We start from the raw sequence: 17,711 nt of genomic DNA, 5'->3' as shown, positions 1-17,711 counted from the left end.
ACCGAGGGAGTGTTTGAAGTATTCATCATCCCGTTTATCGGTAATAGCCTGGTAATCGCTTTTGCCGAGGCAGAGCAGCCCCAACATGCTGCGGATAATATCAGGGTGAGAGATTTTATCCTGCCCTCTGGTCATCTTGCGTGTTATCTTCCGGGCCATATCGCTGAACCTGTTGATGCACAGCCCGATAAGGGCCAGGCCGGAATGGCTGGTGTAAAATTCGTCGTCAGATTGTTCGAGAATAAAGCGTTGCATTTTATCACCTGTCGAGTGAGTTTGTCAGACAAGTTTATATTGCAATATTTTTTAATAAAAATCAAGATATTGTGATATTTTTTAAGCCGAAAATATCGATGTTTTGTCACGGATTGAGATAAAATTAAAAAACCACCCCCCCTTAACCCAAAAAGAAACGTTCATAGCAGCAAAACGTTGTCAGCAACGTGTCTGAAGAGCCGGCACGATTTAGGATCAATGAAAATGAATATTGTCATAAAGCGAGTTTATCTGTTTTGTTTCCGTTTGTCAATTTGTGTTTTGCACAAGTGGTTGACTTAACGCGCTTACATAAAGTCATCATGAAAAAATACCCTTTCGCCTGATTTTTGAGTTTCAGGGAAATGAAAAAATCGGCATATATGATCAATATTCATCGCTTTTAAAATGACCTGTTTCTTGATCTCGAATTGGAAAACCTAATTGTTCTGGGCACTCATCAGGTTTTCCATCCGTTTTACAGCACAGAAATCACCGCACATGGTGCAGACTTCTCGATCTCCAGGCCGGGAAGAAGAGCGATATTCCCGGGCTTTTTCTGGATCAATAGCCATATCAAACTGACCGTCCCAGTCAAGGGTTCCTCTGGCCCTGCTCATGGCATTGTCCTTACAGTCGGCTTTGGCAAGCCCCTGGGCCAGGTCTCCTGCATGGGCGGCGATTCTGGCCGCCATTATACCTTCTTTCACATCAGCCAGGGAGGGCAGGCGAAGGTGTTCTGCCGGGGTGACATAACAGAGAAAGTCGGCGCCGTGCATGGCGGCCATGGCACCGCCGATGGCTGCCGTGATGTGGTCGTACCCTGGAGCGATATCGGTAACAAGGGGGCCGAGCACATAAAAAGGTGCCCCGTGACAGAGTTTTTTCTGCAGCTGCATGTTTACCGCGATTTCATGGAGCGGGACATGACCGGGACCTTCCACCATGATCTGGACATCGCGCTCCCAGGCGTACCGGGTCAGTTCTCCGAGGGTAATCAATTCCTGAATCTGCGGGCCGTCAGTGGAGTCGTGGATGGCTCCAGGACGCATGCCGTCTCCCAGGCTGATGCAGACATCGTGGGATCGGCAGATTTCCAGCAAACGGTCATAATGGGTATAGAAGGGATTTTCCAGGCCGTTTTTTTCCATCCATTCCACGAGAATCGCTCCACCCCGGCTGACAATTCCGCACAACCGGTTGCCCTCCTTCAGGCTGGAGACGGCTCTGGAAGTGAGTCCTGCATGGATTGTGATAAAGTCAACACCGTTTGAGGCGTGGTTTTCAACGGTTTCGAACCAGTCATCGACAGTGATATCCTGAACCTCTTTTCCGGTTCTGGTCAGGGTGTCATAGATGGGCACGGTTCCGAGCATCAAGGGGAGTTCCCTGATAAGCTGTTTCCTGAATTTTTCCGTGTCACCGGATACGCTGAGATCCATGATCGCGTGGGCACCATGCTGTATCGCGAGAGCGCCTTTTTTCATTTCTCCCGAAAAGGAGCAGACATCCTTTGATACACCGAGGTTGACATTGATCTTGGTGGTGAGTCCGGCTCCTATACCAACGGCTTTCAGGTTGACATGATGACGATTGGCGGGAATGACTATCCGGCCGTCGGCGATCTTTTCCAGGAGGAGTTCTTTTGTAATGGATTCATGCTGGAGAACTTCCCGCATCTGTGGTGTAAAAATATTCTTCCTGGCCGCATCCATCTGGGTAGTGTACGTTTTTTTCATGACTGTTCCTGTATGAGTGTTTGTATTTCCCTGATTCGATAAACTATATTTTCCGCACCAATTATCTCTGTAACCAGGCAGACTGTTGAGGCGCCTCTTTTTATCACCTCCCTGATATTTTCCCGCTTGATGCCACCAATGGCCACGAAGGGGATTTGCAGCTCTTCTGCCACGAATTCCAGGTAGCTGAGACCAACCGCATCACAGACATCTTTTTTGGTGGTTGTGGGAAAGATGGGGCCCACTCCAATATAGTCGACACCATCGTCGATGGCTTTTCGGGCCTGGTCAGGGGAGTGGGTTGAGCAGCCGATCAGCATGTGGGGAGCGAGTTTTCGCAGTTCTTTTACGGGTAGATCGTCCTGTCCTTGGTGGATGCCATCAGCCCCGACCATCAGGGCTATTTCCATAAAATCATTGATGATAAACGGTATCTTAGCCTCCCTGGTGATTTCCCGGATTATCCGGCATTCCCTGTACATATCCCGAAAGCTTTTATCCTCTCTTTTTTCCCGGTACTGGATAATGGCTATGCCTCCCCTGATCATTTCCTCTGCAACTTCAATATTGGAGCGGCCACGGGAATATTTTTCCCCGAGGATTCCATAAATTCCGGTCGGCAATGTCCGGGTAAACAGGGAGAGCAATTCTGTTTCAAGTGTGTAAAGCGAAAATCGACACCGCTCAATTTCCTTACCGTGGGCATAAGACTCTTCACTTTTCAGTATTTCTTCCAGGGACCTGAGGGCCTCCTGGACCCGTTTACAGTTTGCAATAGCAGCACTTTTCAGACCATTTCTGCCGTCATAACCGGTCTGGTTGAAGGATGTCTGTTTCCCCACATCATTGCGGCTTTCCCTGGCCGAAAGGAGCCGTGAGTGATCCGTAAAAATGGACTTGCGGACCCGGTGGCGCAGAGTACGGAACTGAGCGGCCAGCTGCCGGTTGTCAAAATGGAACCTGGCAATATCCTCAAGCACTCGTAACCCTTCAGCACAACGGTTGATATTGGCATCCATGATTCTTTGTCCGGTCATTGTGTCTCCCTGTTCAGTCCAGCATGGTGAAGAACAATCCCCGCCATGATCGCTGCAATCATGGCGATTTTTGGGGCAAACAGCGGATGTTCCCGTTCGTCGGAAAAAAAATCTCCGACGATATGGCAGTTGCCGATTCGGCGGACTGCAATATTTTTCATGTTATGGCCGGCAATGCCGGAGGCGCAGACAAGGATTTTTTCCGTATCGGAAAAGAGTTCTATCAAATTTTTTTTACTGCCTGGATCGTCAAAGCCTTCAACGATGATCCGGCAGTCATGAAAAATTGCCTTGCCGTTGTCCGCTGTTATTCTTGCGTTGATTTTGTTGACAACAAGTTCAGGATGAATCTCTTTCAGGTTTTCTTCCAGAGCGTCTGTTTTCAGTTCTCCGGCCTGACTGAACCGGTAAAACTGCCGGTTGAGGTTGGTTGTTTCCACCCGGTCGAAGTCGACTGTCTTCAACCAGCCCAGACCCTGTTGAACCAGGTGCCTGGCCACGTTTGATCCAATTCCGCCGATACCGGCAATACCTGTTTTCATTGCAGGGGTTCCCAGTCTTTAAAAACGGGTTGATACCCGTTTTCACATATCATTTCAGTTATTTCCTCCACACTTCTTTCATCGGTAATGTCGAACTGTACCGTCGAGGAACCGGGTTGACCGTATCCACCCACGTCGGTTCTGGAGCCGGCCGAGAACCGGGTTGCACCGAGATGGAGAAGTTTATCGCGAAAAGCCGGGGCTTCCCTGGTGGAAATGGTGATGCCCAGCCGGGGCAGAAAAAGTCGCCAGGCCAGCATGGTCTGGACGAACTGTTTGTCCGAAAGAGAATTTCCTGGCCTGCCGCCCTTTCCATTGATTCTCGGCAGGGAAAGTGATATTTCCACTTCGGGAAAACTCTGTTGAAGAAACCGGGCATGCAGGGCGGCGAAAAAGGCCTCTGAACGGACTTGTCCCAGGCCGAACAGGGGGCCGATATTGATCGCCCTGAAACCTGCTCCAGCCCCGCGCTCAGGGGTGAGAAGCCGGTATTCATAGTTACGTTTTTTCCCGGACTTATGAACTTTCATGTAAATATTCCGGTCATATACTTCCTGGTAAACAGTCAGGGAATCTGCTCCGGCCCGATGGAGAACCCGATAGTCTTTTTCATCCATTGGAAAAATTTCCAGGGCGATGGAGGCAAAATATCGTTTCAGAACAGTTATGGCGTCCTGCAGGTAAGAAATAGGGGTTTTATCCGGTGCCTCCCCGGTCAGCACAAGAATATGACGAATGCCGGATGCGGCTATGATAGCTGCTTCTCTCTCAATTTCAGCAAGAGAAAGCTGCTTTCTTGAAAACGGCCTGGTGCAGTTGAATCCGCAGTAGGTGCAGTGATTGGAACAGTAGTCCGAAATATAAAGAGGGGCGTAGAGGGAGATAGTTCTGCCGAAAAACCGACGGGTGAGCCGCTGCGATTTCATGGCCATTTCTTCCAGAAAATCGGCCGCTGGAGCCGACAGCAGGTTGAGAAGATCTCCGGTCGTGAGGTTTGTTCTGTCCAGGGACTGCCGGACCTCGTTTCCGGTTACATTCCGAAAATATTCATCAAAATCAAAAGATGCATATTCATTGATTGTTGTTAAAAAAGTCATGGTCTGTGGTGGTTCTATGTTAGAAATCCTGTGAGTGGGGAAGAAGCCTGGGCATAGGTTTTCCTGGATCCGGTCCTGGACAGCCAGGCCATTCTTCCGGCCTGAACAGCCAGCGCAAAAGCTTTTCCGGCCATGACCGGGTTATCGCTTGTGGCGATGGCGGTATTCACGAGAACAGCGTCTGCACCCATTTCCATGGCTTCTGCAGCCTGGGAAGGCTTGCCGATTCCCGCATCCACGATGACCGGGATTTTGGCCGTCTCCATGAGCCGCTTGAGCATTGCCTGCTGCTCAAGGCCACGACCGGTTCCAATGGGAGAACCCAGGGGCATGATGGCAGCCGCTCCCCCGTCATGGAGCTGTCGGGAAATAATGAGATCCGGCAGGATATATGGCAGGACAATAAACCCTTCTTTTGCCAGGATTTCTGTTGCTTTCAGTGTTTCATGATTGTCCGGAAAGAGATAAAGCATGTCGGGAATCACTTCGATCTTGATAAAGTCCCCGCAGCCTGCTTCCCGCGCGATGCGGGCGATTCGAATCGCCTCCTCTGCTGTTCTTGCCCCGGAAGTATTGGGCAGCAGGGTTACTGAATCCGGAATATGGGAGAGGATGTTTCTCTCCCGGTCAGCAGCGGGATCCACGCGACGAAGAGCCACGGTGATCATTGAAGAGCCGCTTGCCGCAAGCATCGGAGCTATCAACTTCTTTGAGCTGAATTTTCCCGTGCCGGTGAGCAGTCTGCTGGAAAATTCATGTCCTCCTATAACGAGAAGGTCTTTCCTGGTGTTTTCCATTCACCCGCCTCCCACAAAATGAAGCAGTTCAACGCGGTCTCCGGCGGAGACCGGATGGGTTTTCCAGTCCTGTTCCGGAATGACTGTCCCGTTGATCTCAACAATCAGGAATTGTGTTTCCACATGTTGTTCGAGAGTCAGGTCCGCCAGAGTGCCGCAACTGGTCTGCACCTGTTTTCCGTTCAGAAAAATTTCCATATTGCCTCCAAAACTCAATGAAAGAAAATGGAGCCTGAACGGTTTTTATGATGGGATTTTACGGGAATGAAAGAGAAGGAGATACAACAAAAAAGAGAAGAACAACCTCGTCCACTTTCCCTACGCCGGTACTAACCGTATCAGGTTCCAAGGGTTGAAGTTTGATAACTTCTCTCAGCTTTTTTTAAAGCACCCCCAGTGAAATTACAAACGTTGTTTATTTGAAAACCGGTTGTTTTGTCAACAGTTTTTTTATCGCTTGTTGCAGGGGGAATACTTTCATAACATGTTGTTGCATCTGTTTGAAAGATTGAATCACTTGATAAATACTGAGGAATCCATATACTGAATTGTAGGACACCTTGAAAATACCTCCTTTTTCAAAGCACCCTGAAGACTGGCTATGAACTGAAAAACCTGAACCTGTCGGCAGACGCTGTGAAACCGCCCTGGATTCAGGTAATAATCTATCACAGACAGGAGCGGTATATGGAAAAACCTGTAGAGTTCAAACCTCCGGCTCTCTGGCAGAGAATCCCCGGAAAGTTTTTCTGGAAGCGATTTTCCTGGACAACCCTGTCCATCGGTCTTGTTATTGCCGCGGGCATTTTTATCTGGTTTTTCTGCAGAATAGAACCGGGACCGGGGCAGATAGCTGTGTTGATCCGGAAAACCGGTGACAATCTCGGGGCCGACCAGGTTATTGCCGTGAAGGAGAACCAGAAGGGTATTCAGCTCAAGGTTCTTCCCGAGGGAAGGTATTTTTATAATCCATATACCTGGAGCTGGAGAATTCACCGGATTCTTGATGTGCCTGCCGGAAAGCTGGGGGTGATGACCAGGCTTTACGGAACCGAACTGCCACCCGGGAAAATAATCGCCGAAGAAAATCAGCGGGGCATTATGAAGGAAATCCTGCGGCCCGGAAAATACCGCATCAACCCTTACGCCTATCATGTGGCTCTTTTTAACGCGATCAATATCAGCCCCGGCCATGTCGGTGTTGTAACAACTCTCACCGGGAAAGATATTCTCGAGGACAAGCTCGCGCCGGAGGAACTGAACAGTTTTATGGTTTCCGATGGCTACAAGGGCGTGTCCGGGCGACTGCTTGATCCGGGAACCCATTATCTCAATCCCTACATGTACAATATTGTCGAGGTCAACACCCAGAGCCAGCGGTTTGAAATGTCCGGCAAAGATGCCATTAACTTTCTCACCCTGGATGGTTTTACCGTTACAGTGGAGGGAACTATCGAGTTCGGAATCGAACGGAATGATGCGGCCTTTCTGACCCACCGCGTGGGAGATATGGGAGATATAATTAAAAAACTGATTCTGCCCAGGGCCAGGGGGTTCAGTCGTATCGAAGGATCCAAGCATCCGGCGGTTAATTTCATTGTCGGGGAAACCCGCCAGAAATTTCAAAAGGATCTGGAACTGCACCTGCGCACCAAGTCCAGGGGGTGGGGGGTGGATATTAAATCGGTGTTGATCAGAAAGATCATTGTCCCCGATGAAATTGCCTCCATTAACAGGGATCGTGAGCTGGCTGTTCAGGAAGCGGCCAAGTATCAGCAGCAGATCTTCCAGGCCAGATCCAAGGCTGAATTAACCAAGCAGGAAATGCTGGCCGTCCAGTCCAGGGAAAAGGTCGAGGCGGATACCAAACGGATCAGGGCCATTATCGATGCCCGGCAGGATCAGGAAGTCCGGCTGATTGCGGCAAGAAAGGAGCTGGACGTGGCAGCGATAGAATTTGAGGCGGCCCGGTTCCAGGCGGAGTCCATACTGCTCACCGCAGACGGGCAGAAAGATGCCATCAGAGCCGGGAATGAGGCGGAGGCTTTTGTCCTGAAGAACAGGGTTGCCTCCTTTGGCAGTGGCAGAAGTTTTGCCCGTTATACCCTGTATGAGAAAATTGCTCCAAGGATCAACTCGGTGTTGAGCAGTGATTCAAAAGAGGGACTTGGTTCCATTTTCGGGAATTTTGAGTTGACCGGGGGAGGTGCGCAATGAATCGATATATGAAGCTGGGTCTTGCTGGTCTTGCGGTCTGTTTTCTCGCTACCCTGGTCTGGATCTGGATGTTCTGCCGCTTTTATGTCGGACCGAATCAGATGGCCATTGTGACTTCAAAAAACGGGAATCCCCTGGAGCCCGGTCAGATTCTTGCCCGTGAGGGCCAGAAAGGTATCTGGGAAAAGCCGCTTGGGGAGGGCCGTTATTTCCTCAATCCCGTATTTTATGACTGGGAGATTGTCGATATCATCATGGTCAAACCGGGGAAGGTTGCCGTTGTGACCTCCAAGGTCGGCAAGACCCTGCCGGAGGGTGAATTCATTGCGGAAAGAGGGCAGAAAGGTATCTGGCACAGTGTCCTGGGTCCTGGAAAATATCGTTTGAATCCATATGGATACACGGTAAAGATCGTTGATGCCATTTCGATCCCTATTGGCTATGTCGGGGTTATCACTTCTCTTTCAGGGACACAGGCAGAGGATGGTCGGTTTGCGGATATAAACCAGAAGGGTGTACGCAAAGACATTCTTCAGCCGGGACTCTATTATATCAACCCCAAGGAGTATAAAATTGATGTGCTGGAGGTTGGTATCAACCAGGTTTCACTGCTGGGTCAGAGTGGCAGTAAGGTCGTGACGAAAGCCCGTCAGCTCGGTCAGAACGAGGCACTGAACACCCTGCAGTCTGCCGTGCTCCAGAAACAGGAGGCTAAGCGAAAAGATTATTTCAGCAGAAAATCATCCGGTTTTATGAAATATAAACGGGGTAAGCAGGTGGATTTCAAAGCCGGCCAACCTCTGGCGAACCGGACCCCTGTGCCGTTGAAGGAAGGTGAGATGAACCTGTCGGAGCTGGTCAGCTTTCCCTCCCGTGACGGTTTTCTCATCAGCCTGGATATGACGGTGGAATTTGAACTTGCTCCGGGAAGTATAGCCTCGATTTTCCGGAGGTACGGGGATCTTCCCGCGGTGGTTGATAAGATTATCCTGCCGCAGATCACATCTATTTCAAGGAACAAGGGCTCTGAATACCGGGCCAAGGACTTTATCGTCGGCGAAGGTCGGGAAAAGTTCCAGGATGATCTGACCAGCGCTCTGGAGCAGATTCTGGGCGGCAAAGGGATAAAGGTCTATAATGCGCTGATCCGTCATGTCGAGGTTCCGGATCAGATCCGGGAGCCGATCCAGCAGGCGAGTATTGCCATTGAGCAGGATCTGACCAACAGAGAAAGACAGAATACCGCCCGAAAACTTGCTGAACTGAATACCGAACTGTCCCTTATCAAGCAGCGGGGGGAACAGGTTCTCCAGGAGACGGAAAAGCTCAAGGCGGAAATCAATGCCGATCTTGGTCGGCAGGTGGCCAGAATCCAGGCCCAGACGCTCAAGAAAACTGCGGAGATAAAAAAGGAAACGGCGGCAATTCAGGCCAACAGGATCAGGGTTCTCGGTGTGGCCAAAGCCACAGCTCTGCAGAAGGTTGACGGGGAGCGGGCAAACGGTCTGGCCCTGAAGACCGCGGTTTTCGAAGATTCCAGGGCCTATGCCATGTGGCGGTTCGCTGACAGCCTCAATCCGGATCTGAAGTTGAATATTATCCATGCCGGTGAGGGCACCCTCTGGACGGATCTGAAAAATACCGGTTTTGCCGGGCTGGGTGGGGCAAAAGTCCTGAAGGCTCCCTGAAAAAGGGGCAATAGATTGCCGGCCGGGGCTCCCGGTTGACAGGGGCGGGATCATGCTCTATGATGTTGTTGTGGGGCAGGTTAAGGGTGCCCCGAAAGGTAATCTGAAAAAGTCCAGGAAACCATGACAAATTTTACAGTTACCACCAATCTTCGTAAGAGCTATCGCTGCCTGTACTGCTGCTGTATGCTCTACCACTGACTTTTCCTCTTGAGGAAAATCTGTAATCTCAATCCTGAGACCGGCAGGTTCCGGATCTTCGTCTACCTGCGTGGGATGCCAGGTTCAATGGTGCTGAAGCACAGGATTCACGTTGCAGTTTTCCCGGTGGCAGCAGAGTTATATTCTGTGATCACCACGTCCTGAAGTATTTTCGTTATACTTTTTGCTTTTTCTATATCGTCGATAACATTCCTGCCCGGGTTCTGCTGCCGGGATAGGTGTCTGCAGGGATGTATTATGGAGGAAAGTCATGTTTGAACAGATAAAAACCTGTAATGCCATACCGGAAAGGGCGGCGACTGAAGAGGGGAATTTTTATAATTCTCCCGGAAATTCCATTGGTCCTGGAATGAACCCCCGTATTCAGCGGTTACGTCGACTGACGGTTGAAACGGAGCCGACTATTTCCATTGAACGTGCTCTGCACGAAACGGAGTTCTACAGGGAAAATTACGGCAAATATTCCATTCCGGTGCTGCGGGCCATGACCTTTTTTGATCATTGCCGGCGGAAAACACTGTACCTGGGAGAGGATGAATTAATTGTAGGGGAGCGGGGACCAAAGCCCAAGGCGATTCCCACTTTCCCGGAGCTTACCTGTCACAGTGTCGAGGACCTGCATGTGCTCAACACCCGGGAGATGCAACGCTATCTCACAACAGAGGAGGACATTGAGACCTATGCCCGTGAAGTTATCCCTTACTGGCAGGGGCGCACCCAGCGTGAGCGGATTTTTTCCCATGTGCCTGAAAAATGGCGGGCGGCTTATGAGGCCGGTCTGTTTACTGAGTTCATGGAACAGCGGGCACCGGGTCACACCGCTCTGGACGGTAAAATCTATTGTTGGGGCATGCTCGATTTCAAACGCATGATTGAAGAAAATATTGCGGCCCTCGATTATCGTAATGACCCTGAAGCAACGGATAAGGCAGAGCAGTGGAAAGCGATGGCGATTTCCTGTGACGCGGTGATTCTTTTTGCTGAAAGGCATGCGGAGCTGGCGGAGAAAATGGCGGAAACGGAAACCGACCCCGGCCGGGTTGCGGAACTGCTCAAAATAGCTGAAATCTGTCGCCGGGTTCCCGCCCACAGGCCGGAGACGTTTTATGAGGCGATCCAGATGTACTGGTTTGTTCATCTCGGTACAATCACCGAACTGAACGGTTGGGACGCCATGAATCCCGGTCATTTTGATCAACACCTGGCACCGTATTATGAAAAAGAAATTGCCGAAGGGAGTTTAACCCGGGAAAAAGCCAAGGAACTGCTCTGCTGCTTCTGGATCAAGGTGAACAATCATCCCGCCCCGCCCAAGGTGGGAGTTACAGCGAGGGAGAGCGGTACATACAATGATTTCACCAATATCAATATCGGCGGTGTGAAACCCGATGGTTCAGATGGTACCAGTGAGGTTTCTTTTATCATGCTGGAGGTGATTGAAGAGCTGCATATTCTCCAGCCCGGTTCTTCCGTGCACATCAGTTCCCGGACACCTGACAGTTTTCTTCATGCCGCAACCAGGGTTATCCGCCAGGGACACGGGTATCCTTCTGTCTTCAACCCCGATACCTATATCATGGAGATGGTGCGCCAGGGAAAAAGCCTGCGGGATGCGCGGGAGGGGGGATGCAGCGGCTGTATCGAGGTGGGAGCCTTTGGCAAGGAAGCTTATCTGTTGACGGGTTACCTGAATGTGCCCAAGGTCCTGGAAGTTACTCTCAATAACGGTCTTGATCCGCTTACCGGCAGGATGGTTGGTATCAGTACCGGGGACCCGTGCGGTTTCAACTCATTTGAAGAACTGTATTCGGCTTTTATGAAACAGGTCCGGTATATTGTTGATCTGAAGATACGGGTGAGCAACTATATTGACCGGATGTTTGCCAAGTATGCGCCCGCCCCGTTTCTCTCCGTAGTGATTGATGACTGTATCAGCAAAGGTCGTGACTACTATGATGGAGGCCCCCGCTATAATACCAGCTATATCCAGTGCTGTGGACTCGGTACGGTTACAGACAGTCTGTCGGCCATCAAAAAACATGTCTTTGCAGAGAAAAATTTCACCATGGAAACCCTGCTGGAGGGAGTGGCGACGAATTTCGAGGGAAAAGAGATCATGCGCCAGACGATCATGAACCGGACACCGTTTTTCGGTAATGATGATGATTTTGCTGATGATATCGCGGTTCGGGTCTATGACGATCTGGTGGCCACAATAGACGGAAATCCCAACATCAAGGAGGGAGGGAGCTATCACCTCAATATGCTCTCGACTACCTGTCATATCTACTTCGGCAAGGTACTCGGTGCCACACCGAACGGGCGGCTTGCCGGTAAATCGATTTCCGACGGGACCTCTCCTTCCCATGGTGCCGACACAAACGGTCCCACCGCGGTGATCAAATCCCTGAGCAAGCTGGATCATGAAAAATCGGGCGGTACCCTGCTGAACCAGCGCTTTCTCCCCAGTCTTCTGAAAAAAGACGAGGATATCAGAAAACTCGGCAAGCTTATCCGTTCTTATTTTCATCTTGGCGGTCATCATATCCAGTTCAATATTGTTGACACGGCAACCCTTCTGGCTGCCCGGGAGAATCCGGATGATTATAAGGATCTGCTTGTGCGCATGGCGGGATACAGTGACTATTTCAATGATATGAACGCAGATCTGCAGCAGGAGATCATTGAACGGACTGAAAATGATGCGTTCTAATAGAACGGGAAAAATGGAGGTCTCATCAGTGGATAGGGGACTTATTTTTGATGTGAAGAAGTATGCCATTAATGATGGTCCGGGTATCAGGGTAACTTTTTTTCTGAAAGGATGTCCCCTCCACTGCGTATGGTGTCATAATCCGGAGAGTATTTCGTCCCGAACCCAGAAGATGTATAACAGGGATAAATGTATCGGCTGCCGGAGCTGTATTGATTCCTGCCCGGAGGAGGCCTGTTCGCTGACTCCTGACGGTGTTGTCACCGATAAAGATCGTTGCACCTGCTGCGGACGCTGTGCAGATGTCTGCCCCACTAAAGCCATTGAAATGTCGGGCAGAACAGCCACTGTGATGGAACTGGTGAAGATTGTGGAAAAGGAGAGGATCTTTCTTGAGCAGTCGGGGGGAGGTGTCACGTTTTCCGGAGGGGAGCCGTTAATGCAGGCGAATTTTCTCATCGCCCTGCTGGATGAATTTGGTTCCCGGTCACTGCACAGAACAGTTGATACAACCGGACTGGCAGAGAGCAGGATTCTGCTGGAGGTGGCAAAACGGACAGATCTGTTTCTCTATGATCTTAAAATGATGGACCCGCAGCGTCATAAGCGGTGGACGGGGGTCGAGAACGGGCGTATTCTGGAAAACCTGCGACTTCTGGCCGGAACGGGGGCCGAGATTGATATTCGTATTCCCCTTGTCAAAGGGGTAAACGATGACAATGAAAATATCAGACAGACCGCTGTTTTTGTCTCAGGACTCCAGGGGGATAAAAAGAAGATTACTCTGTTACCCTACCATAATATTGCTGCAGGCAAGTATTCCAGGCTGGGTGAGGAATATGATGCGGGTAACCTGGCCGAACCGACCGGGAGTGATATATCCCGCGTGCTTTCCATTTTCATGGACCTGGGGGTTGACGCTGCAGTGGGCTGATTTTTCAAAACGCCTGATAGCTCCCTGTTCCTCAACACCTCACACCTTTGTACAGCCCGGGCCGGACAGTGAGCTGCGACCACCGGAGACAGGGGTTATGTTTATCTGTGTGCTGATACGGTCTTTCAGTGCAGATACATGGGAGATGATTCCAATCAGTTTGTTCTCCTGCTGGAGCCCGGATAATGTTTCCAGAGCGGTTTCCAGAGCTTCTTCATCCAATGTGCCGAAACCTTCATCTAGAAACAGGGAATCCACGCGGACTTTACGACTCGCCATTTTTGAAAGCCCCAGGGCAAGGGTAAGACTCACTATAAAACTTTCACCGCCCGAGAGGTTTCTGGTCGATCTGATTTCACCGGCCTGGTAATTATCAACGACATTCAGCTCCAGCGGCTGTTTGTCGTCACGGATGAGCAGGTAACGGTCAGTCATCTTCTGTAACTGACCGTTGGCATGAGACACCATCAGTTCAAAAGTAAGTCCCTGAGCAAAGTTGCGGTACTTTTTCCCGTCGGCTGAACCGATGAGGGCATGCAGTTTTTCCCACCTGTTGCACTCCTTTTTCTGTGCCTCAACAGCGGATTGCTTTTCCTTAATTCGCTCCCTGGCTGCCCTGTTCTCACTCAGTTTATGCTTGAGACCGGCTTTTGTCTCGCGCAATTCTTTCAGGGATTCTTCATACTCCCTGAACTGCGGCTCCAGCTCTTCAAGAGTTTTATCAGTGACCTTTTGGCTAATCTCTGCAGCCAGGCGTGTTTCCCGATCTTTCTGTCTGGCCGCAAGTTCCGTTTGTGCGTTGTCCAGTTTTTTTGCCCGCAGAGACAATGCCTCCCGTTTCTCATCTGTCAGTCTGGCATCAAGGAACTGCTTTTCATCTGAAAATCCAGCCGATTCGAGTGCTGATGAGAAGTCAGTTTCCATTTTTTTCAGTTCCGGCAATCTCTGTTCAATGCGCTTTTTCAGGGATTCGATATTAGTCTTTGCTGTGATTAATTTCTGCTGCAGTTCGCTGTTCAGGTCCCTGGTCTTCTTTTCATTTTCTTCAGTATCTGCAACTGCCTTATTCAGGCGACTTTCTTCATCATCAGGATTTTTATCTTCATACAATCTCTTTCGCTCATCCATTGTGGCGGCATGTTCCTTTTTCAACCGTTCCAGATTCTCCTGTTTTTCAGTCAGAGCCTTGACCTGAGTATCAATCACGGCGCCAAGACGCTTCACCTCGCTGTCGATGGTGGTAATCTCTTTTTCGATTTCGGTCTTTTGTTTTGCCTGTTCCTGCCATTTTCTCATTTTTGAATTCAGATTTTTGATTGATGATTCTGGTTGGGCAAGATTGAGGCTATACCCCAGGGGCTTGAGTTTAATGGTTATTGCACATTTCAGTTCTTTAAAACTGTCCCGAATCCTCAAAAGGGAATCCTTTAATTCAGCGAGTGTTTTTTCAGCGGCCTTCTTATCATTGGCGGCATCATTCTCCAGTTTCTCGCTGTTATTCAGGTTTTTACGGGCAGAGGTTTCCGCCTGTTCAAGTTTTCTTATGGCGGCTTCCTGATCCTCTGCCTCGTCGATCAGCTTGGTCAGCGATTCTATTTTTTGCTCAATTTCATCGGGAACCGGAACATTGCCCTCGGCAAAAGGATGTTCGGTTGAGCCGCAGAGTGGACACGGCTTGCCGTCTTCCAGTTTGGCCCGATGATCTTCAAGTTCCATGATCTTCTTGATGTAGGCCATTTCACGAAGCAGGGTTTCCTTCTCGGTGCGAAACTCCCGGAGTAATTTGTCACCCAGCAGTTCGCCTAAGCGATCTTTGCCTTGTTGAAGATCTTTAGCGGCTGATTCCAGCTCCTGTTTTGAGAGAGCACATTGCTTTGTGGCTTCCTCAAGTTTCTTTGAAGCATCAGCCACGGCCGTATCGGCTTTTTTGAGATCGTTTTCTTGTCTTGTGATCTCCTTCTGTCTGGCGAGCAGGTTGCCGAACTGTTCTTCAATACCGGCCAGACCACCGATCAGCCATTCGTCCTGCGCATTCTCTTTGAGGTACAGCTCTATTGCTTCCAGTGTTTTCTCTGCTGCGGTTCGTTTTTCCAGTTCCCTCTCCCGGGCCTGCTTATCTGTCTCAATCTTCGCGGCTTCCCTGGTACAGGTGTCAGCACCTTCTGATACAGCCTTTGTCTGCTGAGCAATCTTTTCATCAAGGGATCGGATTTTCTTGATCAGTGGTGCTGCCGCTTTCAGATCCTCTTTGGTTTTGATGGTGAGCTGTTCAGCGGCCTTGAGCGCTTCAGCGTGTGTGTTTGCCAGGGTTTCCAACTCCGGGAGTGCGGCTTCCTCCGTTTTTCGATCAGCCTCATCGTCAGCCTGCTGTTTGCGAAGGGCCGTGAGCATTGCGTAGGTTCCGGAAAGCAGAGCAGCTTTGACGGCCTGTTCAAGCCTGGACCGTTCCGGTTTGAAGGCTTCGCTGTCGGCCTTCAGTTTTGCGGCTTCATCCGCAAGGCCGAGAATTTCCTTTTTCAGGGCTTCAACAGTGGTCAGCCATGTGATGGCCCTGCCTGTTTCGGTTGCTTTTCCGGCAAGCTCAATCTCCTGTTTCTGCTTGGCCGCAAGGTCTTTTTGAATCTCTTTTTCCTGTTCCGGTTCCAGAATCACAATACCGGATACTTCGGCATTCAAGATGTTCAGCTTTTCCCGCTCATCTCGCTGGCGTTCATGGACACGCCGGGAAATTTGTGAATAGATTTCGGTGCCGGTAATCTGTTCAAGTATTTTTGATTTCTGTTCAGTATCGGCTTTGAGAAAGGTGTCAAAGCCACCCTGAGCAAGAAGTATGGATCGGGTAAAACGATCAAAATCCATTCCGGTTTTATCGACGATTACCGTTGCAACACGCCTGAGCTGATTTTCAATGACTTGTCCGTTTTCAAGACCTTCTGCAATCTCATGTCTTGGATTCTGCAGGTCACCTTCAGCCTTTTTACGGGCCCGGTGTTGGCTGAAATGGCAACGGAAGAGGCCGGACCGGGACTCAAACAACACCTCGGCATAACACTCACCAGTCCTGCGGGACATGATCTCATTGGTGCTTTTGGTGATTTTACCCAAACGGGGAGTTGCGCCATAAAGTGCCAGACAGATCGCATCCAGCACAGTTGATTTACCGGCACCAGTGGGTCCGGTCAGGGCAAAGATCCCGTTTGATATGTATTCCGGGTCGGTAAAATCAATGACCCATTCACCGTAGAGGGAGTTAAGATTTTTAAATCTGAGTTCAAGTATCTTCATGATCAGCCTCTCTATTCCGCATTCACGTCTTCTTCATTAAGAGACTTGATTATTTCGTTATAGGACGCTGTCAGTTCCTCACGATCTTCATCCAATACGTCATAGGCGTCCAGGCATCGTTCAAATACATCGTTCACGGTCAGATCATCGAGTGTTTCATTCTCGTCAATTGTGCCGATAACCCGGTCAATGAGCCGCTTGTTCTTTATCCGCCTGACTTCCATGGATGAATCGGCTAATGTTTCATCAAGTATTTCCCTCAGATTACCAATGATGTCGCTGCCGGTATATTCAATCTCAAGCCATGCATGGCTTTCTTCCTTTTTCAATTCTTCCAGCTTTACATGGATATCGTCAAGAGAGCCCACGACACGAACCAGTTGCTGAAAACATGGTACCGGAACTTCCTGAATATCTGGTGTGGTGCTGTCGAACTCAATGAGCAAAACCTTCTTTTTCTGATTCGCTTCGCCATAACCCATGGGTATGGGGGAACCGCAATAGCGTATGTTTTCCGTATTGCTGACGTGTTGTGGAACATGCAGATGGCCAAGAGCAAGGTAATCAATGGATGAGGGGAACACATCTTCACCCACATGGGCCAAAGAGCCGACATACAGTTCTCTGACACCATCTCCATCAACGGTTTTGCCACCCACCGTAAAGAGATGCCCCATGGCAATAACCGGTACTCCTGAATGGCCGTTTTTCTTGAATTCAGACCGTTTCTGTTCGGCTATGGCACAGACATCGGCATAGTGATTTTTTAAACCGAGGATGAGCCTGGCATTTTTATTATCAATGGTTTCTCCCGGCTCGACCGTCCTGATGTCCCTGTCCCGCAAATAGGGCACGGCACAGACGATTGCCTCCGGCTGCTCATTCCTGTAAAGAACGATTATTTCGTCTTCCAGGGTTTCAGTCATGGAGCCGACCACATATACATTCAACGCCCGCAGCAGTTCCCTGGGGGCATTGAGAAAGGTCGGAGAGTCATGATTCCCTCCAATGACTACAACATGACGGCAGCACGATGTTGAAATCCGGGAAAGAAAACGATAGTAGAGTTCCTGCGCTCGATTACTGGGCGTGCTCGTGTCAAATACATCACCGGCAACAAGAAGGGCATCGATTTCTTCATCTTTGATGGTTTGAGCCAGCCAGTCGAGAAATTCGGCAAATTCA

The 17,711-nt window shown here is 49.9% G+C and carries 12 protein-coding genes, 1 pseudogene and 1 riboswitch; of the genes and pseudogenes, 4 read left to right on the top strand and 9 right to left on the bottom strand.

The genetic code is table 11. The features are described from left to right. The 7 genes and pseudogenes from ACXLDX_RS14310 to thiS form a co-directional block, all read right to left on the bottom strand. A pseudogene (locus tag ACXLDX_RS14310) lies at positions 1-255 on the bottom strand (IS1380 family transposase); the annotation flags it as partial. Positions 256-695: 440 nt separating this feature from the next. Next, entirely contained in the window at positions 696-1,994 is a 1,299-nt protein-coding gene (thiC, locus tag ACXLDX_RS14305; RefSeq protein ID WP_457577863.1) for a phosphomethylpyrimidine synthase ThiC, read from the bottom strand. Then, positions 1,991-3,031, bottom strand: coding sequence for a thiamine phosphate synthase (gene thiE / locus ACXLDX_RS14300; RefSeq protein WP_457577862.1), 1,041 nt, complete (start codon positions 3,029-3,031; stop codon positions 1,991-1,993). Before thiE ends, thiC begins: the two co-directional genes overlap by 4 nt. Then, positions 3,028-3,573 (bottom strand): sulfur carrier protein ThiS adenylyltransferase ThiF, encoded by a 546-nt coding sequence (gene thiF, locus ACXLDX_RS14295; protein WP_457577861.1) that lies wholly within the window; start codon positions 3,571-3,573, stop codon positions 3,028-3,030. Before thiF ends, thiE begins: the two co-directional genes overlap by 4 nt. Continuing rightward, entirely contained in the window at positions 3,570-4,670 is a 1,101-nt protein-coding gene (gene thiH / locus ACXLDX_RS14290) for a 2-iminoacetate synthase ThiH (RefSeq protein ID WP_457577860.1), read from the bottom strand. The genes thiF and thiH overlap by 4 nt, the downstream gene beginning before the upstream one ends. 14 nt (positions 4,671-4,684) lie before the next feature. Beyond that, a complete protein-coding gene (locus ACXLDX_RS14285; protein WP_457577859.1) occupies positions 4,685-5,467 on the bottom strand; it encodes a thiazole synthase in 783 nt (260 codons plus the stop codon). Further along, positions 5,468-5,665, bottom strand: a complete 198-nt coding sequence (gene thiS / locus ACXLDX_RS14280; RefSeq protein WP_457577858.1) for a sulfur carrier protein ThiS — start codon at positions 5,663-5,665, stop codon at positions 5,468-5,470. It abuts the gene before it with no gap. A 99-nt stretch (positions 5,666-5,764) separates the two neighbouring features. After that, positions 5,765-5,872: riboswitch (TPP riboswitch) on the bottom strand. Positions 5,873-6,154: 282 nt separating this feature from the next. Between thiS and ACXLDX_RS14275 the strand changes: the two genes are divergently transcribed. From ACXLDX_RS14275 to ACXLDX_RS14260, 4 genes are all read left to right on the top strand, one after another. Continuing rightward, entirely contained in the window at positions 6,155-7,684 is a 1,530-nt protein-coding gene (locus ACXLDX_RS14275) for an SPFH domain-containing protein (RefSeq protein ID WP_457577857.1), read from the top strand. Then, on the top strand, positions 7,681-9,372 hold the full coding sequence (locus tag ACXLDX_RS14270; protein ID WP_457577856.1) for an SPFH domain-containing protein: 1,692 nt from the start codon (positions 7,681-7,683) through the stop codon (positions 9,370-9,372). The genes ACXLDX_RS14275 and ACXLDX_RS14270 overlap by 4 nt, the downstream gene beginning before the upstream one ends. A gap of 571 nt (positions 9,373-9,943) precedes the next feature. Beyond that, positions 9,944-12,307: a trans-4-hydroxy-L-proline dehydratase gene (hypD, locus tag ACXLDX_RS14265; protein ID WP_457577864.1), complete on the top strand. Its 2,364-nt coding sequence runs from the start codon at positions 9,944-9,946 to the stop codon at positions 12,305-12,307. Continuing rightward, positions 12,294-13,241: a glycyl-radical enzyme activating protein gene (locus ACXLDX_RS14260; protein ID WP_457577855.1), complete on the top strand. Its 948-nt coding sequence runs from the start codon at positions 12,294-12,296 to the stop codon at positions 13,239-13,241. The genes hypD and ACXLDX_RS14260 overlap by 14 nt, the downstream gene beginning before the upstream one ends. A 39-nt stretch (positions 13,242-13,280) precedes the next feature. On the opposite strand, the gene ACXLDX_RS14255 is transcribed toward ACXLDX_RS14260, so the two are convergent. Then, positions 13,281-16,526, bottom strand: coding sequence for an AAA family ATPase (locus tag ACXLDX_RS14255; protein WP_457577854.1), 3,246 nt, complete (start codon positions 16,524-16,526; stop codon positions 13,281-13,283). A gap of 11 nt (positions 16,527-16,537) precedes the next feature. Then, positions 16,538-17,711, bottom strand: a 1,174-nt coding sequence (locus tag ACXLDX_RS14250; protein WP_457577853.1) for an exonuclease SbcCD subunit D C-terminal domain-containing protein, incomplete at its 5' end; no start/stop codon positions are given.

The organism is Desulfomarina sp. (genome assembly GCF_054039375.1).
The sequence above is the reverse complement of the archived record's forward strand: the minus strand, read 5'-3'. Positions and strand labels throughout refer to the sequence as shown.